The organism is Nocardiopsis nanhaiensis, assembly GCF_054778635.1.
This window is the reverse complement of the sequence record NZ_BAAGZJ010000006.1, coordinates 52631-75721: the sequence shown is the minus strand read 5'-3', so window position 1 is coordinate 75721 and position 23091 is coordinate 52631. Positions and strand designations below refer to the sequence as shown.

The following is a 23091-nucleotide window of genomic DNA, read 5'->3' as shown; positions in this document are numbered from 1 at the left end:
CGTCGCCCCAGCGGCACTGTCACTGCGCATCTCTCAGTCGACAGCCAAACCCGGGCTGACTCCTTCTTCGGTCTTGTGCCAGCACCACTGGATACGCCGCTCGCGACGGGCAGCATCCACCGAACACGCCCTAGTCGAGCACTTCACGCAGGAGTCGCGCGAAGTTGCCCCCGAGAATCGCGGCCACTTCGGATACTCCGTACCCTCGCTCCAGCATTCGACCTGCCAGGGCGGGCAGATCATGGATCTCGTTGAACCCGTCAAGCTGTTCCCGTTTACGCGGAAACCTCTGTTCCCTCGCCGGCCGGGGGCCGTCATTGGTCGGGAAATCGGCCCCGAGGCCGACGTGCTCAACACCCATGACGTCCACCATGTGCGAGATATGGTCAACCAGCCGGTCGATGGTCGGATGTTCCGGATCGACATAGGCTGGCAGGCAGTGGGCCCCCACCACTCCCCCGCTGGCGGCGACAGCGCCCAGCTGGGCATCGCTCAGGTTCCGGGGGTGGTCGAGCACTGACCTAGCGTTGGCGTGCGTCACCGCCACCGGAGCCTCGGACAGCTCCACCGCGTGCCAGAAGCCCGGCTCCGCGATGTGGGCCAGGTCCACGAGCATCCGCAGCCTGTTCATCTCGCGCACCACCTCGACACCGAATCGGGTGAGTCCACCCCCCGTCCTCCGTTCCAGGACCCCGTCGGCGAGGTCGTTGCGGACGTTCCAGGTCAGTTGGGCGGAGCGCACGCCCAACCGGTGCAAAGTCCGCAGGGACGCGAGGTCTCCTTCGAGCGGAGCGCCCCCTTCGAGGTGGAGGACGAACCGAACCGTGCCGTCCGGCTGTTCCGGCAGTTCCGAGGCCGTGCGCAGGATCTCCGCCTCGACATCGGCGTCCTCCAGCGCCCGGGTCAGCGCATCGATGTTCTGCAGCGTCGCGAACAAGGGGCGGTCGGTGCCGTTGGAATGGGCGATGGTGTCGCCGCCGATAGCGTAGAGGGTGAGGTCGACGGCTGCTCCTCGGAGCCGGTTGTACAACCGCTCCTTCACGGGGTTGGCCTCGCCCAGGTTGAGGTGGTGGATCTGTTCGTAGCAGTCACGGTGCCCTTCGACGACCACCGATTCCGCGACGATGTCGCGTGCTCGCCCGTCAACCTCGGGCACATTCTTCACCTGGGGCATCGCTGCGTCCTTCATGAGGTCACGCTCGAACTCTGTCTGGCCGCGCGCTGCGAGGGTACGGCGGCGCCCGTCTTGGGTGAGCGGTAGAGGTTGGTCTGTTCGGGGCTCAGCACCACCCACACCTCGTCCCCGACCATCAGGTCGGTGTAGCCGGAGACCTGGATCTGCAACTCCTGCCCGGCTACCTCGACGGTCGCCAGGGTGATACTGCCCAACAGGCTGGCGTGGGTCACCGCGGCGCGGAACGGGGTTGCGCCCTCCGGTGTCGGCGCGTGCGCGCCGGTGACGACGTGGAACGACTCCGGCCGAATCGCCACGGTGACCAGCTCTCCCGCGTCGATGTCCGGGACCGCGCCCTCGTCGGGCACCCGGAACTCGCCCAGGGCCTCAGCCTCGACCGTCACGAAACCTTCGCCGACGCCGGTCACCTGAGCGTCCACGAAGTTGGCCAGGCCCATGAAATTGGCGACCGTCACACTGGCCGGCCGGTAGTAGATCTGCCACGGAGGAGCGAACTGTTCCACATTCCCCAGCTCGAGCACGGCGATCCGGTCCGACATGCTCAAGGCTTCGCTCTGGTCATGGGTGACGTAGACGAAGGTCACCCCGGTCTCGCGCTGGATCTCCTGGAGCTCGGTACGCATGTGGTCGCGGAGTTTGGCGTCGAGGTTGGAGAGCGGCTCGTCGAGCAGGAGGATGCTGGGCGAGGTGACCAGTGACCGCGCCAGCGCCACGCGCTGTTGCTGGCCGCCGCTCAACTCGTTGGGAAAGCGTTCCTCCATCCCGGTGAGGCCGACCGTCTCCAGCACATGGGACACCCGTTCGTTCCGCTCCCTCTTCGGCACGCTTTTCATCTTCAACCCGTAGCTGACGTTGTTGAAGACGCTCTTGTGCGGCCAGAGGGCGTAGTTCTGGAACACCATGCCCATGCCCCGGTCCTGTGGGCCCACGGCCCACCCCGGGCCGGAGAGCGTCTGACCGTCGACCGAGATCGTCCCCTCGTCGGGTTCCTGGAACCCGGCGATCATTCTGAGTGTCGTGGTCTTCCCGCAGCCGCTCGGCCCCAGCAGGGTGACGAATTCTCCGTCATGCACGGACAGTGAGACCTCACGTACCGCTGTGTGGTCCGCGAAACGCTTCGTCACGCGGTCAAGCTCGATTCCTGCCATCAGTGGCTCACCTTTCCACGGGCATCCGGTCGGAGTCGCCGATTGGGATTCAGGTGACGGTTCACACGATCTTCCCCACCTTTCCGCCGGCGAGTCGGCGCGCGAAGGCGAGCAGGCCGAGTGAGACCACGACCATCAGCATCGAAAGCGCGGCCACGTGTTCGAAATGGCCTTCTTCGGCGCGTTGGTAGATAGCCACCGCAACGGTCTCCGTTCCCGCGCTGAACAGCAGAATCGTGGCGCTGAGTTCTTGGACGGACTGGATGAACACCAGAGACCACCCGGCCAGGAGACCTCCCTTCATCAGCGGAACGGTGATGTCGGCCAGACTGCGGGCCTTGGATGCACCGCTGATCCAGGCCGCCTCCTCCAGGGCGGGGTCCTGCTGCTGGATGGCGCTGTCGGCCGAACGCACCGCGAGGGGGATGAAGCGGGTGAGGTAGGCGATCAACAGGATCAGCATCGTCCCGTAGACGGGGAAGGGCAGTGCGATCCACGCCATGACGAGGCCGACGGCGAGCACGATGCCGGGAAGCCCGAGGGGGATCATCCCGAGGTAGTCCAAGGACGCGGCCCCCGGGGGACGCGCACGCCGGGTGATGTAGGCGATCACCGCTCCGAGGAAGCAGCAGATGGTGGCGGCGACCAGGCCCAGGATGATGCTGTTCGTGAAGGCCCGTTGGGTCAGTCCGAGGTCGAAGAGCACGTAGCTGTAGTTCGCGAGGGTCAGATTGTCCAGCCCGAACCCGTGCGCCCAGGCGCGGCTCACGGAAACCCATGCCAGCACGCCCATAGGCAGGTACACGGCGAAGAAGAGGACGCTGTGGCAGGCAAGGAAGGAGGGCCATTTCCACTTGCCCAGATCCATCCGCTCCGGCTGGGAGCCCTTTCCGCCGACCGTGACGTAGGACTTGCGGTTGACCAGCCACCGCTGCAGGGCCAAAGCCAGCACGGTGAGCAGCACCAGGGCCATGGCCAGCGCTGAAGCCCCTCCGTAGTCCGGCGGGAAACTGAACATCGAGTAGATACGGGTGGGCAGGGTGTAGACCTGCACGGGCAGGCCCAGCAAGGCGTGCGAGCCAAACAGCGAGATGCTGTGGATGAAGACCAGCAGCGTCGATCCGACCAGCGCGGGCGTCACCAAGGGCCAGGTGACAGTGGCCAGGATGCGCCACCGCTTGGCTCCGAGGATGCGTGCCGACTGCTCGAGGCTGCTGTCGACCGAGTCGAGCGCCGTAGCCGTCAGGTAGACGACGTAGGGGAATACGTTGAACGTCGTGACCAGGGTGATGCCGCCCAGGCTGAAAATGTTGAACGGACCCGACTCCATGCCCGTCACGCCCACCACCAGCTGGTTGAGCCATCCCGCGCGAGGGCCAGCCAGCATCGTGTAGGCGATGGCCCCGATGTAGGCGGGGGTCATGTAGGCGACCGCAACCATCACCAGCAACAGGGCCCGGCCGGGCAGGTTGGTGCGGCTGATGAACCACGCCAGCGGTACGCCCATGACGAGGCTGAGCACGCAGGCGCCGAACCCGATCAGCAGGGTGTTGATCAGCGCCTGGTACAGCCCGGGTTCCTGGATCACCTGCAGGTAGTTGGCGAACGTGAGCTGGTCTTCGTCGGAGAGGAAGCTGCCCAGCAGCAGCCATCCGAGTGGCAGCACCACCAGGACCACGAGGACCCCGCTGGCAGACCACATGAGTGCGGTGGAGAAGCTCAGTCCGCGCTTGGGCGGTTTCGGGGAAGCGGTGTCGGCGGGGTCGTCGGTCGGTCCGGTGGTTGTTCGCGTGTTGACAGACATGCGCCTCCTCTACGTACCGGTGGTCCGTTGGGCGGCGCCCACTAGGTGTCCGCTTCCTCGGAGTCGTCCTCGGTCTCCGCGTCGATGATCTGGTTCCACTGGCCGCGGACGTCCTCCACCTCGTCGGACAGCCAGTCGTAGTCGATCTCCAACTCGTTGATGTCGTCGCGGTCGGGCTGGCCCTCCGGGGCCGGCATGTCCTCCCTGGCCGCGTAGTTTCCTTCGTCGATCATCAGTTCCTGCACGTCGTCGGTGAGCAGGTAGTCGGCCAGCAGTTTGCCCGCGTTGGGGTTGGGCGCCTCGGCCACCACCGCGCTCGGCGCCGCGACCATGTAGACGCCGTCCTCGGGGAAGACCCACTCGACCGGTTCGCCGGAGTCCTTGGCATCGCTCACGTAGGTGCTGTTCAGGAAGGCCGCGACATCGATCTCGCCCACGGTGAGCGATTCCATGAGCTGGTTGTTGCCGCGCGCGATGAACGGGTCGAGGTCGGCGAAGTCCTCATACCACTCCCACCCCATGTCCTGGGAGATCCCCGCGGCCACGGTCATGACCCCGGAGCTGAAGTTGGGGTTGACGTGGCCGGTGATACCGCGGAAGCGGTCGTCGAGCAGGTCGTCCCAGCCCTCGGGGGGATCGTCCACACGGTCGGTGCGGTAGGCCATCACCATCGCGTTGACGCGGGTGGCCATCCAGTAGCCCTCTGAGTCGCGTGCTGAGTCGGGGAGGTCGTCGAAGTGGCGCGGCTCGAACCGCAGGAGGCCGTCCTCGTCGCGGAGGGTCGAGAACGCGGCGGGATCGGAGACGGTGAGGACGTCGTTCTGTACCTGTCCGGCGTCGGCTTCCAGGAGGTACCGCTGCAGCATGTCCTCGCCGCCCGACCTCTGGACCATGACCGGGATGCCGTACTCCTCCTCGAACATCGAACCGATCTGCTCGGCGCGTTCACTCGGCACCGACGTGTACCAGGTGACCTCGCCTTCCGATTCGGCGGCTTCCACCAACTCCTGGAGGTCTTGGTCGTCGTCCACCGTCTCGGGGCCTACGGCCGTGTCACTGCCGTCCTGGCCTCCGCACGCGGAGAGAAGGAGTACGACGGCTGCTATGGGAGCGATGTGATCTCGCGGTCTCATGACTTGACCTCCGGGGGTTCGGATCTCTGGCAGCGCTGGACTTCAGAGCTCCCCTCGGGAGACCACGCGTACCTCAAGTGTGTCCAACACAACCCTGTGATTCAGCTCACGGGGAGAATATGTGATATGAAATCGGCCGTCAATAGTCCCGTAACTTCCCCCCGGGCGACCCCAGCACCTTGACCTAAACTTAAGTAGAGGTTTTATCGTTCGTCGGCATAGGGCTCGGGACGCGGGAACCTCCCGCGTCGCGGGCTTCGCGAAGCATCGAGATGTGTGCGCACCGACGGGAGAGAAGCATGACCAACACAAAGCCCGGCCCCACCCCGGTCACCGTGCTCGGTCTGGGTGACATGGGATCCGCGATCGCCCGTGCCCTGGTGGACCGGGGCCATCCCACGACGGTGTGGAACCGCACCGCAAGCCGGAGCACGCCCTTGGTGGAGGCCGGAGCCTCGGCGGCGGACTCGGCCGCGGGCGCGGTGCGGGCCAGTCCGCTCGTGGTGCTGTGCGTCCTCGACTACCAAGCGGTGGAGGAAGTGCTGGCCGCGGTCGGCGGCGCCGCCTGGGGCCGGGCCCTGGTGAACGTCACCAGCGGCTCCCCCGAGCAGGCACGGGCCATCCAACGGTGGGCCGAAGAGCACGGAGCCGAGTACCTGGACGGCGGCGTGATGGGGGACCCGCCGGATATCGGCACGGGCGAAGCGCTGTTCCCCTTCAGCGGCTCCCGTGCGGCCTTCGAGGCCCACGAGGAGACCCTGCGCGAACTCGGTGCCCCCACGTACTACGGCTCCGACGCCGGGCTGGCGTCCGTGGAGTTCATGGCGCAGGTGGCCATCGCGTACGAACTCCTCATCGGCTTCCTGCACACTCTCCGCCTGGTGCGGAAGGAAGGGGTGGACCCGGCGGAGTTCGCCGCCCGCGCCGCCGAGACCGTCGCCATGTACCCGCCCGTGCTCGCATCGATCGGCGAGGCCGTACGGGACGGAGAGTACCCCCCGGACCTGGGGCCCCTGTCAGTACAGGCCGCGCTGATGGGCGACCTCATCGACCACCGGAACGCCCTCGGCGTGGACACGGCTCGGATGCGCGAGGTACGGGAGCTCATGGACCAGCGCGTCGCCGACGGCCACGGCGACCAGGGTTTCTCCAGCCTGATCGAACTCCTGGAGAAGAGGGTGTGACACCGGCCCGGAGCAGGCCGTGTGCGCTGAAGGCGGTCAGCTGTCCTCGGGGCGTTCGGGCCAGTCGGGGAGGACGTCTCGGTACTCGTCGATCCGGCCGGGGAACCGGGGCGGACGCTTCTCCAGGAAGGACACCACTCCCTCGGCGGCCTCGGCGCCGCCGCCGAGGCGGTGGACCACCCGGGAGTCCATCCGGTGCGCGTCCCAAGGGCCGTCCGCGCCCAGCATCGACCACAGCATCCGGCGGGAGAGCGCCACCGACACCGCCGACGTGTTCTCGACGATCTCGCGGGCGATCCCGCGTGCCGCGGCGAGAAGCCCGTCGGCGGGTTCGATCCGGGAGACCAGCCCTCCGGCCAGGGCCTCCTCTGCGTCGAAGACCCGCCCGGTGGCCACCCACTCCATCGCCTGCGAGATCCCGACGACCCGGGGCAGGAACCAGCTGGAGGCCGCCTCGGGGGCCAGGCCCCGGCGGGTGAACACGAACCCGAACCGGGCGCCGTCCGCCGCGATCCGGATGTCGGCGGGCAGGATCATCGTGGCGCCCACCCCCGCAGCGGCGCCGTTGACCGCCGCGATCACCGGTTTGAGCGAGGCCGCCACGCGTAGCGCGAGCACCCCGCCGCCGTCGCGGGGCACCCCGTCCACGGTCTCGGCGTCCGCCGCCGAACCCGGGTGGTCCTCGTCGGCCGTGTCGAAGGTGCTGGCGCCCCGGCCGAGGTCGGCACCGGCGCAGAACCCGCGCCCGGCACCGGTCAGCACGACCGCCCGGACGGCGTCGTCGGTGTCGGTGGTGTCGAAGGCCGCGATGAGTTCGGCCGCCATCGTGGCGGTGAGCGCATTCAGTTTCTCGGGCCGGTTCAGGGTGATGGTGGCGATGCCGTCGGCCACCTCGTAGCGGATCTCGCGACAGCTCATCCGGCCACCCCCGCGGCCCCGGTGCTCTGGGGATCGGTGGGCGGGGGCAGGAGCCGGTCCGCGAGGACGCGGGCGGCGTCGGCGGGGTCTCCGAGGAGCAGTTCCAGGGTCTTGGCCCTCTTGTAGTAGAGGTGGGCGTCGTGCTCCCAGGTGAAACCGACGCCGCCCAGCACCTCGATGGTGCGGGCGGCGGTGCGGAAGGCGGCGCTGGGCACCGAGAACCGGGCGTGCGCGGCGGCCACGGGGAGCTCGTCGGGTGCGTGGTCGGCGGCCCACGCGGCGTACCGGACCGTGGACTCGGACAGCTCCAGATCCACGCGGGAGTCGACGCACAGGTGCTTGACCGCCTGGTAGGAGCCGATATAGCGGCCGAACTGCACCCGGACCTTCGCGTACTCGACCGCGGTCTCCAACGCGCGGGCCAGCACACCCAGGGCTTCGGCGGCTACCGCCACAGAGGCCAGGTCCCGGACCCGGGACAGGACGGCGCGGGCGTCGGGAGTGGCCAAGCGCCGTGCCGGTGCGGCGTCGAACCCGATCCGGGCGAAGGCGCGGGTGGGGTCCAGGGGTTCGAGTCCGGTGCGGGTCAGCCCCTCGGCTCCCGAATCCACCAGGAAGACACCCGGGCCGTCGGGTGTGTGGGCGAAGACCAGGAGGACGTCGGACCCGGCACCGTCCAGGACGGTCTCCTTGCGTCCGGTGAGCGTCCACCCCGACCCGTCCGCGGCGGAGTCGGCGGTGGGTACGGCGCGGGTGCGGAGCCCTTCGGTGTCCCACCGGCCGTCCTCGGTGACGGCGACGGCGGCGCGCAGCGTTCCGGAGGCGATGCCGGGCAGGAGGTCGGCGCGGGCCCGCTCGTCCGCCAGGCCAGTGAGGGTGTCGACCGCCAGCACCGCGGAGGACAGGTAGGGGAAGGGGGCCAGTGACCGGCCGAGCTCCTCCAGGACCACGGCGCGTTCCACGTGTCCTGCACCGGAGCCGCCGTAGTCCTCGGGCACGGTCAGCCCCACCAGGTCGAGCCCTTCGGCCGTGCGGCGCCACAGGTCGGCCACGGGTCCGTGGTCTCCGTCCGCCACCGCGTGGAGTGCGTCGGCGGGCGCCGCCTCCCGGAGGAAGGCTCGCACAGCGGCGCGGAGGTCTTCCTGTTCCTGTTCGAGGACCAACTGCATGGGGGCTCCCGGTGTCTGGGCTGGTCGGGGCGGATGGCCGTCCGGATTACTCGGTTCCGGTCCTCTGGGTGCCGACCCGAAGTGCGCGGAAGGGCACGTCCCGGTCGACGGAGGGTTCCTTGGGCAGCCCGAGGACGCGTTCCCCGATGATGTTGCGCTGGATCTCGTTGGTGCCCCCGGCGATCGAGGCGGACGGGGCGCCGTTGACCGCGAGCGCGCGTTCGGCCGCGCCCTCGTCGTCGCCGTTCCACGCGAGCGCGGCCGGGCCCGCCACGTCACCGGCGGTCTCGACCGCCAGGGCGTCGTTGAGCGCCCCGACCAGTTTGGCCACCGAACCGCGCGCGCCGGGCGGCCGTCCCGCGTCAGCCTCCTGTCGCAGCCGCTGGGTGAACAGGTTCAGCCCGCGCTGCTGCGCGTACAGGCGGGCCAGGCGTTCGCGCACCGCGGGGTCCCGGTCGACGCCGCGTTCGCGGGCGAGTTCGGCGAGCGCCGGGAAGGCGAGCGCGTCGGCGCGGCGGGTGGCCATGCCGCCGATGAAGACCCGTTCGTGGCCGAGCATCGTCACGGCGGCGGCCCACCCCTGGTCGACCTCACCGATGACGCTGTCGCTCGGCAGGCGCACCGAGTCGAAGAAGACCTCGTTGAACACGGACCGCCCGGTCATGTCGCGCAGCGGGCGCACGGTCACCCCCGGGGCGCGCATGTCCACGACGAACATGGTGAGTCCCCGGTGTTTGGGCACGTCGGGGTCGGTGCGGACCAGGACCGCGCCGAAGTCGGCGATCTGGGCTCCGGTGGTCCACACCTTCTGGCCGTCCAGGATCCAGCCGCCGGAGTTGCGGACCGCCCGGCTCTGGAGGCTGGCCACGTCCGAGCCCGCTCCGGGTTCGGAGAAGAGCTGGCACCAGATCTCCTCGCCGCGGAGCAGGGGGCGCAGGTAGCGGTGCTTCTGCTCTTCGGTACCCAGGTCCGCGAGGGTCGGTCCGCACATGCCCAGGCCCACGATGAACGGGGCGACCGGCGGGGAGAAGTCTCGGAGCGCGTCGTTGAAGACCTGTTGGTAGGCCTGGCCCAGCCCCTGCCCGCCGTACTCGGCGGGCCAGGTGATTCCCGCGAAACCGGCGTCGTGAAGGGCCGCTTGGAAGTCGCGGGAGAGCGCGAGCTCCTCCTCGGGGGTCGGGGGAACGGCGGGGGCCGCGTCCTCCGGGAGGTTCTCGGCGAGCCATTCCCGGGCACGGGCCCGGAAGGCCTCCGGTGTCTGCGCTGCCGCTGGTCCGCCGTCCATCGCGTCCGCCCTGTCGTCGTCGCGGGTTCGTGCCGTCGTCAACCGGAGCCGACGCCTGGGCCAGAAGCTATCTAACGATCGATAGGTAATCAAGGCTCCTTGGCCCACTTTCCGTGCCGCGATCACGGCTATTGCACGCTCCCCCTTAAACGATCGCTATACGGCTCCGACCCCTTCGGTGCTAACCTGGCAGGATGCACACCCCCGCTCACCCTGCGGAAAGGCTGGCGACATGGTGACGAGGCGGCGCGAGCCCTCGGACCACCCCTCGACGGAGGGGGAGGACCGTCCGAGCTCCCTCCCCCAGGCCATTCTGAACAGCTCCCGGGCGGCTTTCGAGGAGAACGGCTACCACGGCACCTCCGTGCGCGACATCGCCCGGCGGGTGGGTGTGACCGTGCCGACGCTCTACTACCACTTCGAGAACAAGCAGGCGATCCTGGTCGAGCTGCTGACCTCGCTTATGGAGGTCATCCTGGCGCGCTGCAGGGTCGCGTTGGCCGAGGCGGGCCGGGACCCGGTCGACCGGTTCGCGGCGCTGGTCCGGTGCCTGGTCCTGTCCCTGGCCGAACCGGGGCGCCCGGGCACGCTCGACGCGGAGATGCGGGGCCTGGAGCCGGAGAACCGCGCCAAGTACGTCGCCCTGCGCGACCAGCTGGAGGAAGAGCTCAACCGGGTCATCGACGAGGGGGCGGCCCGAGGGGTGTTCACCACGCCCTACACGCGTGAGGCGGGCCGGGCCGTACTGGCCATGTGCCAGGCACTGCCGCGCTGGTTCGACCCGGAGGGCGAGCTGGACTCGTCGGAGGTGGCCCGGCGGTACGTGGCACTGGCCCTGGGCATGGTGGGCCACCGCCCCACGGGCCGCGGCCGCAGGAAGGCCCGGCAGCTGGTCGAGAGCGGCCCCGCGGACTGAGCACCTCCCACACCCGGCCGCCTATCGATCGCTCGTTGCGCCCGCCTCCGGTCGGCCCGCAGCGCGATCCCGTCGTTCCTTCCGGCCACGCACCGACCACGCCCGGCCCATGTCAGGGACCCTTGACGCCCTGTGGCGCGCGTCATACAGTCCGTGCCTAGCGATCGATAGATACACAGACTCCTGTCCGTATCAGCATCGGGTCGGCCGCGGCCCCGAAGGCACCCGCGAGGAGCCCACGTGCACCCAAGCGCCCATGCCGAACACTCCCCCGACAAGCCCGCAGCCGTCCAGGCTGAGACCGGAGAGGTCCTCACCTACGGCACCCTGGCCGAGAACTCCCTGCGCCTGGCGCGCTACCTGTACGACCGGGGCCTGCGCCCCGACGACCACATCGCCCTGCTGACGGACAACACCCTGCGCGCCTTCGAGGTCCACTGGGCCGCCCTCAGCTCGGGCCTTCACATCACCGCCGTCAACCGGCACCTGACCCCGGCCGAGGTCAGCTACATCGTCAACGACTGCGGCGCCAAGGCCCTCATCGTCTCCGTGCGGCTGGACGACCTGGTCCGGCGGCTCGACGTCCCCACGGTCGGCATCCGCCTCGTCTACGGAGCCGCACCCGAGGACGCCGTGCCCGAGGGGTACGTCCCCTACGACAAGGCCCTGTCCGAGGCTTCCACCGAACCCCTGCCCGATCTGCCCCGCGGCACCGACATGCTGTACTCCTCCGGGACCACCGGCCTCCCCAAGGGGATCCGCAAACCGCTCCCCGGCGGACCGGTCGACGAACTCCCCGTGACCACGGAGAGCATCACCGCCCTGATGGGTTTCGACCACGACACCGTCTACCTGTCCCCCGCGCCGATCTACCACGCGGCGCCGCTGCGCTTCAGCGAGGCGGTCCACTCCGTGGGCGGCACCGTCGTGCTGATGGAGCGCTTCGACGCCGAGGGGGCGCTGGCCGCGATCGAGGGCCACCGTGTCACCCACAGCCAGTGGGTGCCCACCATGTTCGTGCGGATGCTCAAGCTCGACGAACGCGTACGCGAGTCCTACGACCTGTCCAGCCAGCTGGTCGCCATCCACGCCGCCGCGCCTTGCCCCGTCGACGTCAAGCGGGCGATGATCGACTGGTGGGGGCCGGTCGTCAACGAATACTACTCCTCGACCGAGGGCAACGGGCTGACCTTCATCGACTCCAAGGAGTGGCTGGAGCGGCCGGGCTCGGTGGGGCGGAGCCTACTCGGCGACGTGCACGTGTGCGACGAGCTGGGTGCCGAGCTGCCCGTCGGCGAGGTCGGCGTCGTCTACTTCGCCCGGGACGAACCCGCGTTCAGCTACCACAACGCGCCCGAGAAGACCGCGCGGGCCCAGCACCCCGACCATCCGGGCTGGACCACCACCGGCGACATGGGCTACCTGGACGGGGACGGCTACCTGTTCCTCACCGACCGCACGGACTTCATGATTATCTCCGGCGGGGTGAACATCTACCCCCAGGAGATCGAAGGATCTCTGGCGCTGCACCCCCGGGTGCTGGACGTGGCGGTGATCGGCGTGCCCGACCCGGAGATGGGCGAATCGGTCAAGGCGGTCGTCCAGACGCCGCCCGGTGTGGCGGGCGGCCCGGAACTCGCCGCCCAGCTCAGCTCCCACCTGCGCGAACGCATCGCCGGCTACAAAGTGCCCCGCTCCTTCGACTTCGTCGACGAACTCCCCCGCACCCCCAGCGGCAAGCTTCTCAAACACCAGCTCCGCAAGAGGTACACCGCACCCGAGGCGGCCGCATCCCACCCGGCCGCCGGATGGTGGTAGTCGCGCTGTGACCACTTCTTGTCGTCCGACGTGAAGGCGCACCAGCCCGATTCGACGCAATCACCCGCGATACAAATGACCCCGGAAAGAATATCGAATTCGCTGTTCCCGCGCTTGACCCAATCGTTTCCCCGGATTGCCCCGATAGCACCGGGCCGATCCAGGGACATCCGGCGCCAATCCCACCATTATAGGATCCGCACCTCTGTTCACCAGTGAAGAAACGGTCGATCATCGACGCTCCGGCACGGCGCTTCCTACCTGTTTCCGACCGCGGGAAACAGCACTGGGAGGCGGGGACAATGGCAGGGAAACTGTTAATCTGAGCTCGCCGATCCGTCGGTTGCCGCAGTCGGTGTCGGTGCCGGACAGGAGATCCGAATACGGGCGGAGGAACGAGCATGGCCCGCGAAGCCACACCACAGGAGATTCCGCTACGACCCGCAAAGGCGGCGCTCTTCCTGGTCGTGACGGTGCGCCCCGGAGCGGAGACCACGGTCCTGGACTTCCTGGCCGACATCACCGGACTCAGGCGCGCCGTGGGGTTCCGCCTCCCGGACGCCCTGCTGAGCTGCACCGTCGGCATCGGCTCCCAGCTGTGGGACCGGCTCTACGACGGGCCGCGCCCGGCCGGGCTCCACCCGTTCCGGGAGCTGGTAGGCGGCAAGCACACCGCGGTGGCCACCCCGGGCGACCTGCTGTTCCACGTGAGAGCAGAGCGGACGGACCTGTGCTTTGAGCTGGCCCGCCAGATCACTCACCGGTTGGATGGGCACGCCGACGTCGTCGACGAGGTCCACGGGTTCCGGTACTTCGACGAACGGGACCTGCTGGGGTTCGTCGACGGCACCGAAAACCCCGAGGGCGCGCAAGCGGTGGCGGCCACGCGTGTCGCCGAGGAGGATCCGGCCTTCGCGGGCGGTAGCTACGTCATCGTGCAGAAGTACCTGCACGACCTGAAGGCCTGGGACGCGCTGCCGGTCGAGGAGCAGGAGAAGGTGATCGGCCGTCGCAAGCTCAGCGACATCGAGCTGCCCGACGAGGACAAGCCCTCGAACTCCCATGTCACGGCGAACACGGTCACCGACGCCGAGGGCAACGAGCTCAAGATCGTGCGGGAGAACATGCCGTTCGGCTCGGTGGGCGCCAAGGAGTTCGGCACGTACTTCATCGGCTACGCCGCGGACCCCGGGGTGATCGAGCGGATGCTGCGGAACATGTTCCTCGGCGACCCGCCCGGCAACCACGACCGGATCCTGGACTTCTCGACGGCGGTCACCGGTGGCCTGTTCCACGTACCCACCGCGGACTTCCTCGAAGACCCGTCCGCCGCCCGCACTACGGGCGGGAACGGCGGGGCGGGCGGGAACGGCCGGGCCGGTGGGTGAGGGGCATGGTCCGCGGGGTTCCGGCCAACGCGACCGTCCGGCTCTGGCTGGCGATCGCCCTCGGCGTGCTGGCCGGACTGGGCCTCGGCGGGTTGTGGAACGCCGCCCTGGGCGTGCTGGCGGGGATCACCGCGGCCGCCCTGTGCTTCGTCCTCTTCGGAGTGGTCGCGCTCTGGCCGATGAGCTCCGAGGACACGCGGCGCAACGCCCGCCGTGAGGACTACCGGCCGGTGGTCGAGGAGTTGTCCGTGGTGGCGGCGACCCTGGGCAGCCTGGTCGGTATCGTGCTGCTGCTCATGCTGAGCCACTCCGGGGACCACCAGCACCCCGCGGCGGTGTTCGGACTCGCCGGCGTCTTCATGAACTGGGCGGTGCTGCACATGATGTACACGGCCCGCTACGCCCACCTGTACTTCGGCGAACCCGCGGGCGGGATCGACTTCAACACCCAGCTGCCGCCGTCCTACCAGGACTTCTTCTACTTCAGCTACAACATCGGCATGACGTACGCGGTGTCCGACACCAATGTGTCCCACGCGCAGATCCGGGCGGTCGTGCTACGCCACTCGCTGCTGTCGTTCGTCTTCGGGACGGTCATCCTCGCCGCCACCATCAACCTCGTCGCCGGAATCGTCACCGGATGAGCCCCTACCCCGGCCGCTGGCGGGAAGGTGACGCCCAGTAGTCTTCCGTCGCACAAATGACGGAAACGGGGCACTCGATGGACAGGCCGGACAGCGACGGTACGGCGGCGAATGGTGACGGCACGGCTGTGGACGGCACCGAGCGGGACGGGAACGGGCCAGAGGAGAACGGACGGGACGAGAACCGGTCCGAGGCGTTGTCGGCGGAAACCCCGGAGAGCGCCGGCACGGAGACCCCTTCGGAGCAGCCCCCGGGCGACCTGGTCCTGCGGTTCGAGCGGCGTCCCCTGCTCGCCCGGGTGTTGGCGACCTACGCCCGGCGGCTGTGGGCCCTTCTGGTGGTGGCAGCGCTGCCCGCGGCCCCGGTGGTGCTGCTGAGCCAGGTACTGCTGGTGGCGCCCGCCCGCGACGGGGTCTATCTCAACGGCCTCCTGGAGTCGGCCACCGAGCCGCTGGCCCCGCACGTCCTGATCACCGCCGGTGTCCTCTTGGTACTCGGCCTGGGCGTCGCGCCGATCACTCTCGGCGGAACCACCCTGCTGGGCGCCGCCGCGCTGCTGGGCCGCCGGATCTCGCCGCGCCAGGCCTGGCGCGGGGCCCTGCGCCGGTACTTCACCGTCTTGACCTGGCTCCTGCTTCTGATCACGCTGCTGGTGGGTTTCCTCGCGCTCTTCCTGTGGGCGTCGTTCGCGGAGTGGCCACCGATGGTGACCGGCATCTTCCTGCTGCTGATCCTGGCGGTGCCGCTGGTGCCGCTGACGGTGTCCCTGCCGCTGGCCCTGTTGGAGGGGCACGGCCCGTTCCGCGCCTTCGTGGAGGCCTGGCGGATGGCGCGGCAGCGGTTCGGAACCCACCTGCTCCTGGTCGGCCTCTCCTACGGTGTGTCGGTGCTGGCCGGGACGGGCCTCGAGCGGGCCCTGATCAGCTGGACCGACCTGGCGGAGGGCGCACCCGCGCTCTCAGCCGTCACCTTGGCGGCCGGTCTGCTGGTGGCCCCGCTGTCACTGCTGCTGGCCTGCGCACCGGTGGCCTACTCGGGTGTGGGCAACCCCTTCGTCGAACCCGTGGCCTCGCGCTACGACGACCGGGGCAACCTGGTCACGGTGCCGCAGGAGGAGGCCGGTTTCCCGGATCGCGGCCCCGTGCGCGACCTGGACCTGGTGCGGGTCGGTGCGCAGCTGCCCGAGCCGCCGCCCTCCCCGTCCGGCCGCGACTCCGACTCGGTGTTCGGCGGTCCCCGAGTGCTGGTGGTCCCCGCCTTGGTCCTGGCCGTGTTCGGCCCCCCGCTGCTGGGTCCGGGCCTGCTGGCCGCCAACCCGTTCGACCTGCCCGAGATGGCCGCTCACCCGGTGGACAGCCTCAGCGGGGACGAGCTCTCGGTGGACATCGACCCCGCGGAAGAAGCGGTGATCGGTATCGCGTCGACCAGCGTGGACGTGGAGGTGTGCGATCCCGAATGCCGCAACGTCCACGAAGGCGATCACACCTGGAAGGGCAGCGGCGTGTGGACCGGAGACGGCGGTGTGATGTGGACCGTGTGGCGTGAGCTCGAGCACGTGGACGGTCCCGAGGAGGAACGGTACGATCCGCATCCGGAATCCGGGCTCTACCTGCGGTCCTGTGCGGACGCCAAGGACTGCGCGGAGCCCGATGAGGAGGTTCTGGTCCGCCAGTACATGGACAGCCAGCACGACGTATCCTCGGCGGTCACGCCTCTCGCCGACGGCCGACTGCTGATCGCCACCTACGTGCGCCGCTACGATCCGCCCGAACTCGAGAGCACCGTGGAGGAGGATCGCGGCGGGCTTCGCCTGCACGTGTGCGAGGACGCGTCCTGCTCCGAGCAAGAGGTGGTCCTGTTCCCACCGGAGATGACCGCCGCAGGGTTCCTCGCCGACGGCGACTTTCTGACTCCCGCCGCCTCCCCCGAAGGCGGATACGCGGTGGCCGTGACGGACACGGCCCAAGGCAGCCTGTCCGTGGTGGCCTGCGGGGAGGAAGAGTGCACCGACCCCGAGATCACCGAGGTCCGTGCGCCCCGGTTCCACTCCGAGCACGAGAGCCGGTTGCGGGGCCGTTTCGGGGCACGGATCGAGTACCGGGATGACGGCACCCCGGTCATCGCGTACCGGGACCCGCTGGGCGGGCGGGCCCACCTGGTGGACTGCCACGACGCGCTGTGCACGGAGTTCACCGATACCGCTGTCACCGGCCCTGGCTGGGCCCGACCGACTCCGGGACTGGCGATCGACTCCCAGGACCGCGCCCACCTGCTCACCCCGGACTTCACCGAGGAACGGCTGGCTCTGCTCACCTGCCTGGACAACGAGTGCTCGGGGACGGAAAGTACCGCGCTGGTCGAACTCACCGACTCGGAACCGTCCCAGACCACCCTGGTCCTGGACGACCAGGACCGCCCGCACATGGTGTGGGGCCACGGGGAGGCACGTACACGCTTCATGGGCGGCACCGACTTCGAGTCAGAGGCGGAGTACCTGCGCTGCGACGAACCCCTCTGCGGCGCTCCGGTCACTTAGCGGGCTGGGGGTTCCTTAGTCGGCCCGGAGGACGGCCCGGAGGACGGCCCGGAGGACGGCCCGGAGGTGGTGAGGGTCTCCATTTGGGTGCGGGTGGTTCTCCCCCTTTTCCTGCCGCCCGATGGTGGCCGTCTCCGCTGCGCGCGTCAAGGTCGTCGCCATCGAGCGCTTCGCGCGTCAGTGGCGCTCCACCTTGACCCGCTTCGCTGCGACGGCGGGTTGGCGGCTATCAGGAAACGGGGAGGTGTGGTCGGGGAGGCGGACAACCCCGGCCTTCGGCCGAACCCCAACGGCACAAGCACGGCCTGGCGGCCGTCAATGGCCACTCCTCCGGAGCGTTGACGCCTGGCGGTGTCGCGGCCGGTAATGCTCTGCTGCGAACCCCTCGGCCTTCGGCCGGGGGCCGATGCCTGCCCCTGCGCCGGAGCTGTGACGGCTGGGGGTGTCGCGGCTGGTCATGGTGTGTGGCGGACCCCCGGTCGGTGGGGGCATCCGGTGCCTGGGGGTGGGTGAGCCCCCCTGTGAGAGGCAAAAACAGGGGTGAGAGTGACTCCAGGACCAGGGCCCACACCCACCCCCGGGTGTGGGCGGCTCGGGACCGGCACCCCGAGGGCAGGGCGGGGCCAGGGGTTGATTCGGGTTCTGGCCATGCGGGGATAGAGACCCGGCGCAAGCGGGTGGGGGCTCTTGACGGTGGTGGTCGGTTACGGGTGCGGTGCTGGGGCTGGGTCCCCATCCGGGTCCGTGGCCCCACCCCGGGTGCGGCCTCGGTTGCGGCCCGACCACATCCGGCGGTCGGTGCGCACCGCCCACCGGTGCTTGATCCGGTTATGGGTCGCGCACAACGGCTGGATGTTAGCGGCACTGGTGGTGCCGCCCTGCCAAAACTCCACGATGTGATCAGCCTGCGTCCAGGGAAGGGGCACATCGCACCCGTGCTGCCAGGCGCAGGACGTGTGGCCGTGGAAAGCGGCCGCCCGGATCTTGGGCGGAGCCAACCGGCACGAGCGGCCCACATCCAACACCTGCCCGCTCTTCTGCTCCACCACCAGGCGGCGGATCCAGCTCTCACCCAGGAGTTCACGCACCACGGAGATCGGCACCACCTGCCCGGTCTCCGTCGTCGCCGGAGCGGAGTCCTCGGCTTCCTCGTCCCCGGCCAGGGACGTGGCGGGCACGGTGATGTTGATCAACGCCGTCGCCGTGCTCGGGGTCTGGCACCCCTGGTGGGACTGGGCGAACCCCAACGCGGACATCAGCGCGTCGTAGGTGCGCTCGTACTTGGACAGCCCGTCCTCGGGGTGGAAGGGCACCTGGAAGTTGTCCAAGGCCACCTGAACCTTCAAAGCATCAGCGGGCGAGCCCCACACCTGCAGCAGGAACGTTTGGTCGAAGGTGGTGACCAGCTGGGCACCCCGGACGGCGTGAGCGGCCGCGTGGTCGGCCTCCACCTTGCCCGGGTTCAGGCGCAGGCACAGCTGGTGGGCCAAGCGGGTGATCTGACCCACCGACATGTTCGGGCGCGACTCCTTGAAGTCCAGGATCCCGCATTCCATTTTCGCGCGGAACAGCTCCGCATCGGGGTGGTCGCCCATCTGCCTTTTCTCCACCCCAGCGTCGGCGCCCTTGATGACGGCGGCGGCCTCACCCACCGACAGCACCCCGGAGTGCAACGCCTGAAGGGTGGGGGCCATGTCCTGACGGAACTGGGCCCGCCCGATCAGGGCCAGGTCGTTGGCCTGGGCGGCAGGAATGCCGAAGGCGTGGCGCAGCCACGCCTGCAGGCTCTTCTGCCCGCCCTGCTCCAACAGCTGCCCGGTGGCCTCCAGCTGGGCCAGACGGGCGGCCATACTGACTTTGATCTGGTCGAGGTGTTCCCACACCCGGGTGGCCTGGTCCAGCACCTCGCCCGCCGCCCCCAGGGGCACGTCCCGGTTAAAGAAGGCGGTGGTCTCGTCCCGGGCAGCGGCCACCGCGGTATCCACCGGGGTGTGCCCGGTGGTGGTGGGTGCTTCAGGAGAGATCACCATTCTTCTATTGTAAGCGAAAAGGTCGGAGAATGGAAGCCTGCCACTGGCTCGAACTGAATTCATGACTTTCGCCCGGGATGCCCCCTGACTTTCTTTGGGTCTTCCAATTCAGGCCACCTGGTTCGGTGTTTACACCCACCTGGAATTCCAGGTTTCTGTGTTTGCGGTGGTGCTTTTCGCCGCGCACATGGACCGGCCGCGACACCGCCAGCCGTCAACGCGCCGGCGGAGTGGCCCACCGGCCGAAGGCCGTGGCCGTTCGCCCTACGCCGTCACCGGCCGCGACACCGCCAGGCGTCATCGCTCCGGTGGAGTGGCGGTTGACGGCCGTCAGGCCGTGCTTGTGCTGTGGGGCCCTTCGGGCCCCGAAGGGGCCACCGCTACCCCGACCACACCTCCCCCGTTTCCTGATAGCCGCCAACCCGCCGTCGCAGCGAAGCGGGTCAAGGTGGAGCGCCACTGACGCGCGAAGCGCTCGATGGCGACGACCTTGAGCGCGCAGCGAAGACGGCCACCATCAAGCGGCAGGAAACGGGGAACCCCAGCCCGGAAGGCAACCTCCACCCCGCGCCCTAAGGCAACGGTGTTGGGCACGGGGACCGGTCAGGTGCAGGGAGCCCCTTCCGGGGAAACGCCACTGAGAGCACCGGGCCTAGCAGTTGGCGCTGGCGACATCGCGCCAGGTCTGGTTGTCGCCCTGGCCGTACTCCTCACCGTCGAACCACGGATTGACCCGCTCGGAGTCTTCCGTGCCCCAGCTGGCCTCCCCGTCCCCGTTGGCGTCGAAGCCGGGGTCAGTAGTCCACAGCGAACAGGCGCGGTTCGGCGCACGGACTCTCACCGGTGGGCTCGTCCAGGGCGGGCTCTCGCAGCCCGTCCGGGGCGCAGCCGGAGTAGACACCGACGAACTCCCCCGCTGGCCCCTCATAGGTGGTCAGATGTGCCGCCCCTGCCGCCAGGCCGTCGAGCGGTTCGACGTCCACGCCTGGACCGGTGGGGCGGACGGGGAGAAGGTCGTACTCCTCCTCGGTCAGCTCCCCCTCCTCGAACTCGTCCTCCAGGTACCACTCGTCGATACCGAACTCCGTCAGCAGGGCGGCGGGGTCGACCTCGTCGTCCTCGGCGACGACCTCACCGGTGCGGGCGTCCAGTGTCCGGTAGCCGTCCTCGTCATGGACGTGCACGCGGGGTCCGCCTCCGTCGGAACCCGCGTCCTGGGCAATGACCGCCCCGGGAGCCGAGTGGGTCCACAGGACCTCGCCTTCGTCGGGTTCGACGCCGGTGATCCGCGGGTCCCCGCAGCTGTCCCCTCCCGGGGCGCATCCGTGGGTGTCGAACAGGAGCGGGCTGTCTGCTTCGGCCTCCACACTGCTGCGGTCCCCGGCCTCCTCGGGGACCCCGAACTCCGCGGTGTCCTCCCCGTCGCTGACCGCGACGACGTAGCCCGGTTCGTCTTCGCCGGAGTACTGCAGGTACAGGGTGCCCTCGGTGAGGGAGTGGGACCTCGCGGACTCCACCCGGGTCGACCACTCCACCTCGCCGGTGGCCGCGTCCACCAGGTAGTAGCGAGGATCCTCTTCCTCATGGAAATCCAACGTCTCCCGGAACACGAGATGGGTGTCGTCGGAGGCCACTACGGCCCACTGCTCCACTTCGTCGGGCTGGTCCGGTTCCGCCGTGCGCACCCCCTCGCGGTCCACGTGCAGGAGGCGCTGTTCCACCTCCTCCTCCCGCAGCTCCAGCCCGTTCGCCAGCAGGGTGGAGCCCACCACCCGCAGATCGACGACGTCGGTGTCGAGGGACTCGGTCCACAGCGGTTGGCCGTCGGCGGTGTCCAGAGCGGTGATCACATCACCCATGTGGACGTACAGGACCCCGTCGGCCTCGACGACCCCTGGAGACGGGTGACTGTAGTCCATCCACGTCCCGACGGGACGCATCAGCGGCGGTTCCCCCTCGAACCGCTCGACGTAGTAATCCCCCTCCATCGGCATCGACCAGCGCACCGCGCCTTCCTCGCCGCAGTCACCGGCGTCCTCGCAGCTGATCACGGTGTCCGGGCTGATCGCCGACGGGTCCGGGGACTGGACCTCGTCTTCGCCGTCCAGAACGGAGCAGGCGGACAGGGCGAGGGCGCCGACGGCGATGAGCACGGGTGGGGTGAGGAAGCGGGCAGGGGAGAGCATGCGCGCATCGTAGCGGGGCCGGAACGGGGCCCTTCGACCACCCCCGACCGGCTTTCCCGGCCGGGCGGGACAGTGTGCGAATCTGGTCGCCGAGTACCCTCAGCCCAGAAGGAGCCGCATGCCAGCCTTCGACCTCGCCTCGTTCCGATCCGGGTTCCCCTCCCTGAAGTCCGGTATCGCCCACTTCGACGGCCCTGGCGGTACCCAGACCCCGGCGCGGGTGGGTGAAGCCGTCGCCCGCACACTGACCGGTCCCCTGTCGAACCGGGGCACCACTCTCGCTTCGGAGGCCAATGCCGAGGCGGCGGTCAGCGCGTTCCGTGGCGCCTACGCCGATCTGCTGGGCGCCGACCCCTCCGGCATCGTCTACGGCCGCAGCGCCACCCAGATCACCTACGACTTCTCCCGCCACCTGGCCGTGAGCCAGGACTCCCGGGGGTGGGGCCCGGGTGACGAGGTCGTGGTGACCAGGCTGGACCACGACTCGAACGTGCGGCCGTGGATCCAGGCGGCCGACCGGGCGGGCGCCACGGTGCGCTGGCTCGACCTGGACCCGGACACCGCCGAACTGGACCTTTCCGACCTGGACACCGTGGTCAATGAACGCACCCGGCTGGTCGCGGTGACCGCCGCCTCGAACCTGCTCGGTACCCGGCCCCCAGTGCGCGCCGTCGCCGACCGCACCCACCGGGTGGGCGCGCTGGTGTACGTGGACGCCGTGCACTACGCGGCGCACGAGGTCGTGGATCTCGCAGGGCTGGGCGCGGACTTCCTGGTCTGCTCCCCGTACAAGTTCCTGGGCCCGCACTGCGCGGTCCTGGCGGCCAGTCCTACCCTCTTGGCGAGCCTGTCCCCGGACAAGCTTCTACCCTCCACGAACGCCGTGCCGGAGCGGTTCGAGTTCGGCACGCTGCCGTACGAGACCATGGCGGGCGCCACCGAGGCGGTCGAGCTGCTGGCCGGTCTCGCCCCGGACCCGGTTCCCGGCGCCTCCCGGCGCGCCCGCGTGACCGCCGCCCAGGGGTTGATCGAGGAGCACGAACTGGCGCTGCGTGAGCGAGTGGAAGCGGGGCTGGCCGACCTCGGCGAGAGGGTGGTGGTGCACTCGCGGGCGGCCGAGCGGACCCCGACCGTGTACATGACCTTTCCCGGGCGGCGCAGCGGCGACGTTTCCCGGGCTCTGGCCAGGCAGGACATCCTCGCCCCCGCGGGCAGCTTCTACGCCCTCGAGGCCTTCGCCCGCCTGAACCTGGACGACGACGCCGGGTTGCGCGTGGGCATGGCCCCCTACACCACCGAGAGGGAAGTCGATCGCCTGCTCAACGCCCTGGAAGACCACCTCACGTCCTGACCGCGAGGGCGTCGACCTCGAACAGCATTCCCGGCAGTGCGAGCGAGGCGACCCCGAGCAGGGTCTGGGCCGGAGGATGACCCCTCCAGAGGGTGTTGACGTGGGCTCCGACCACGGCCAAGCGGTCGGTGTCGTGGTCGACGACGTAGGTGCCGAGTCGGACCACGTGCCGGTAGTCCAGACCGGCGGCGCGCAGGGCGGTGCCCAGGTGCGCGAAGGCCAGCTCCACCTGGGCGCCGAACTCCGACACCGCCACCTGCCCCTGAGAATCCGAGGCGTACTGGCCGGCGACGGAGACCAGTCCGGTGCCGGGGTCGACGGCGTGCGAGTACCCGAAGGGAACGGGGTTGTGCAGGTCGGTCGGGTTGATCACGTGCATGGTGGC

At 69.3% G+C, this 23091-nt stretch carries 18 protein-coding genes; 7 read left to right on the top strand and 11 right to left on the bottom strand.

Features of this window, described 5'->3' with window-relative positions; all coding sequences use genetic code 11:
* Positions 1 to 130 precede the first annotated feature (130 nt).
* The 4 genes from ACYVD1_RS04445 to ACYVD1_RS04430 all read right to left on the bottom strand — a co-directional run bounded on the left by ACYVD1_RS04445 (position 131) and on the right by ACYVD1_RS04430 (position 5280).
* Entirely contained in the window at positions 131 to 1174 is a 1044-nt protein-coding gene (locus ACYVD1_RS04445) for a dipeptidase (protein WP_460768106.1), read from the bottom strand.
* Positions 1175 to 1185: 11 nt separating this feature from the next.
* Positions 1186 to 2343, bottom strand: coding sequence for an ABC transporter ATP-binding protein (locus tag ACYVD1_RS04440; RefSeq protein WP_460768103.1), 1158 nt, complete (start codon positions 2341 to 2343; stop codon positions 1186 to 1188).
* Between the two features lie 61 nt (positions 2344 to 2404).
* On the bottom strand, positions 2405 to 4147 hold the full coding sequence (locus ACYVD1_RS04435) for an ABC transporter permease (RefSeq protein WP_460768100.1): 1743 nt from the start codon (positions 4145 to 4147) through the stop codon (positions 2405 to 2407).
* Positions 4148 to 4188: 41 nt separating this feature from the next.
* The gene (locus ACYVD1_RS04430; RefSeq protein WP_460768098.1) at positions 4189 to 5280 is read right to left on the bottom strand and encodes an ABC transporter substrate-binding protein; all 1092 of its coding nucleotides are present in this window, start codon (positions 5278 to 5280) and stop codon (positions 4189 to 4191) included.
* A 299-nt stretch (positions 5281 to 5579) separates the two neighbouring features.
* Here ACYVD1_RS04430 and ACYVD1_RS04425 point away from each other — a divergent pair, with 299 nt between their 5' ends.
* Complete coding sequence (locus ACYVD1_RS04425; RefSeq protein ID WP_460768095.1) at positions 5580 to 6464, top strand: NAD(P)-dependent oxidoreductase; 885 nt, start codon at positions 5580 to 5582, stop codon at positions 6462 to 6464.
* A 36-nt stretch (positions 6465 to 6500) separates the two neighbouring features.
* On the opposite strand, the gene ACYVD1_RS04420 is transcribed toward ACYVD1_RS04425, so the two are convergent.
* From ACYVD1_RS04420 to ACYVD1_RS04410, 3 genes are read right to left on the bottom strand one after another with little or no spacing between them, the layout of a single operon-like run.
* Complete coding sequence (locus tag ACYVD1_RS04420; protein ID WP_460768093.1) at positions 6501 to 7382, bottom strand: enoyl-CoA hydratase-related protein; 882 nt, start codon at positions 7380 to 7382, stop codon at positions 6501 to 6503.
* Positions 7379 to 8551, bottom strand: coding sequence for an acyl-CoA dehydrogenase family protein (locus ACYVD1_RS04415; protein ID WP_460768091.1), 1173 nt, complete (start codon positions 8549 to 8551; stop codon positions 7379 to 7381). Before ACYVD1_RS04415 ends, ACYVD1_RS04420 begins: the two co-directional genes overlap by 4 nt.
* Before the next feature lie 46 nt (positions 8552 to 8597).
* Positions 8598 to 9878 carry an acyl-CoA dehydrogenase family protein gene (locus tag ACYVD1_RS04410; protein WP_460768089.1) on the bottom strand — a complete coding sequence of 427 codons (1281 nt, stop codon included), beginning with the start codon at positions 9876 to 9878 and terminating at the stop codon, positions 8598 to 8600.
* 190 nt (positions 9879 to 10068) lie between these two features.
* On the opposite strand from ACYVD1_RS04410, the gene ACYVD1_RS04405 reads away from it, so the two are divergent.
* From ACYVD1_RS04405 to ACYVD1_RS04385, 5 genes are all read left to right on the top strand, one after another.
* Complete coding sequence (locus ACYVD1_RS04405; RefSeq protein WP_460768087.1) at positions 10069 to 10752, top strand: TetR/AcrR family transcriptional regulator; 684 nt, start codon at positions 10069 to 10071, stop codon at positions 10750 to 10752.
* A gap of 240 nt (positions 10753 to 10992) precedes the next feature.
* Complete coding sequence (locus tag ACYVD1_RS04400; protein ID WP_460768084.1) at positions 10993 to 12570, top strand: acyl-CoA synthetase; 1578 nt, start codon at positions 10993 to 10995, stop codon at positions 12568 to 12570.
* Between the two features lie 401 nt (positions 12571 to 12971).
* Positions 12972 to 13958: a Dyp-type peroxidase gene (locus ACYVD1_RS04395; RefSeq protein ID WP_460768082.1), complete on the top strand. Its 987-nt coding sequence runs from the start codon at positions 12972 to 12974 to the stop codon at positions 13956 to 13958.
* A 5-nt stretch (positions 13959 to 13963) separates the two neighbouring features.
* Positions 13964 to 14602 (top strand): DUF1345 domain-containing protein, encoded by a 639-nt coding sequence (locus tag ACYVD1_RS04390; protein ID WP_460768080.1) that lies wholly within the window; start codon positions 13964 to 13966, stop codon positions 14600 to 14602.
* A gap of 77 nt (positions 14603 to 14679) precedes the next feature.
* Complete coding sequence (locus ACYVD1_RS04385) at positions 14680 to 17139, top strand: hypothetical protein (RefSeq protein ID WP_460768078.1); 2460 nt, start codon at positions 14680 to 14682, stop codon at positions 17137 to 17139.
* Positions 17140 to 17843: 704 nt separating this feature from the next.
* On the opposite strand, the gene ACYVD1_RS04380 is transcribed toward ACYVD1_RS04385, so the two are convergent.
* The 3 genes from ACYVD1_RS04380 to ACYVD1_RS04370 all read right to left on the bottom strand — a co-directional run bounded on the left by ACYVD1_RS04380 (position 17844) and on the right by ACYVD1_RS04370 (position 21355).
* A complete protein-coding gene (locus ACYVD1_RS04380) occupies positions 17844 to 19169 on the bottom strand; it encodes an HNH endonuclease signature motif containing protein (protein ID WP_460768076.1) in 1326 nt (441 codons plus the stop codon).
* Positions 19170 to 19821: 652 nt separating this feature from the next.
* Positions 19822 to 20010 carry a hypothetical protein gene (locus ACYVD1_RS04375; RefSeq protein WP_460768072.1) on the bottom strand — a complete coding sequence of 63 codons (189 nt, stop codon included), beginning with the start codon at positions 20008 to 20010 and terminating at the stop codon, positions 19822 to 19824.
* Positions 19964 to 21355: an outer membrane protein assembly factor BamB family protein gene (locus ACYVD1_RS04370; protein ID WP_460768069.1), complete on the bottom strand. Its 1392-nt coding sequence runs from the start codon at positions 21353 to 21355 to the stop codon at positions 19964 to 19966. The genes ACYVD1_RS04375 and ACYVD1_RS04370 overlap by 47 nt, the downstream gene beginning before the upstream one ends.
* A 118-nt stretch (positions 21356 to 21473) precedes the next feature.
* Between ACYVD1_RS04370 and ACYVD1_RS04365 the strand changes: the two genes are divergently transcribed.
* Positions 21474 to 22706, top strand: coding sequence for a cysteine desulfurase-like protein (locus ACYVD1_RS04365; RefSeq protein ID WP_460768067.1), 1233 nt, complete (start codon positions 21474 to 21476; stop codon positions 22704 to 22706).
* Here ACYVD1_RS04365 and ACYVD1_RS04360 read toward each other — a convergent pair.
* Positions 22696 to 23085 (bottom strand): RidA family protein, encoded by a 390-nt coding sequence (locus ACYVD1_RS04360; RefSeq protein WP_460768065.1) that lies wholly within the window; start codon positions 23083 to 23085, stop codon positions 22696 to 22698. The two genes, ACYVD1_RS04365 and ACYVD1_RS04360, sit on opposite strands and share 11 nt — an antisense overlap.
* Between the last annotated feature and the right edge of the window lie 6 nt (positions 23086 to 23091).

Bases quoted from the DNA above. Each gene is read 5' to 3' on its own strand.
- ACYVD1_RS04385 (WP_460768078.1), top strand. From the start codon at position 14,680: ATGGACAGGCCGGACAGCGACGGTACGGCGGCGAATGGTGACGGCACG.
- ACYVD1_RS04370 (WP_460768069.1), bottom strand. From the start codon at position 21,355: ATGCTCTCCCCTGCCCGCTTCCTCACCCCACCCGTGCTCATCGCCGTC.
- ACYVD1_RS04405 (WP_460768087.1), top strand. From the start codon at position 10,069: ATGGTGACGAGGCGGCGCGAGCCCTCGGACCACCCCTCGACGGAGGGG.
- ACYVD1_RS04395 (WP_460768082.1), top strand. From the start codon at position 12,972: ATGGCCCGCGAAGCCACACCACAGGAGATTCCGCTACGACCCGCAAAG.
- ACYVD1_RS04420 (WP_460768093.1), bottom strand. From the start codon at position 7,382: ATGAGCTGTCGCGAGATCCGCTACGAGGTGGCCGACGGCATCGCCACC.
- ACYVD1_RS04425 (WP_460768095.1), top strand. From the start codon at position 5,580: ATGACCAACACAAAGCCCGGCCCCACCCCGGTCACCGTGCTCGGTCTG.
- ACYVD1_RS04390 (WP_460768080.1), top strand. From the start codon at position 13,964: ATGGTCCGCGGGGTTCCGGCCAACGCGACCGTCCGGCTCTGGCTGGCG.
- ACYVD1_RS04440 (WP_460768103.1), bottom strand. From the start codon at position 2,343: ATGGCAGGAATCGAGCTTGACCGCGTGACGAAGCGTTTCGCGGACCAC.
- ACYVD1_RS04415 (WP_460768091.1), bottom strand. From the start codon at position 8,551: ATGCAGTTGGTCCTCGAACAGGAACAGGAAGACCTCCGCGCCGCTGTG.
- ACYVD1_RS04360 (WP_460768065.1), bottom strand. From the start codon at position 23,085: ATGCACGTGATCAACCCGACCGACCTGCACAACCCCGTTCCCTTCGGG.
- ACYVD1_RS04435 (WP_460768100.1), bottom strand. From the start codon at position 4,147: ATGTCTGTCAACACGCGAACAACCACCGGACCGACCGACGACCCCGCC.
- ACYVD1_RS04365 (WP_460768067.1), top strand. From the start codon at position 21,474: ATGCCAGCCTTCGACCTCGCCTCGTTCCGATCCGGGTTCCCCTCCCTG.
- ACYVD1_RS04380 (WP_460768076.1), bottom strand. From the start codon at position 19,169: ATGGTGATCTCTCCTGAAGCACCCACCACCACCGGGCACACCCCGGTG.
- ACYVD1_RS04445 (WP_460768106.1), bottom strand. From the start codon at position 1,174: ATGCCCCAGGTGAAGAATGTGCCCGAGGTTGACGGGCGAGCACGCGAC.
- ACYVD1_RS04430 (WP_460768098.1), bottom strand. From the start codon at position 5,280: ATGAGACCGCGAGATCACATCGCTCCCATAGCAGCCGTCGTACTCCTT.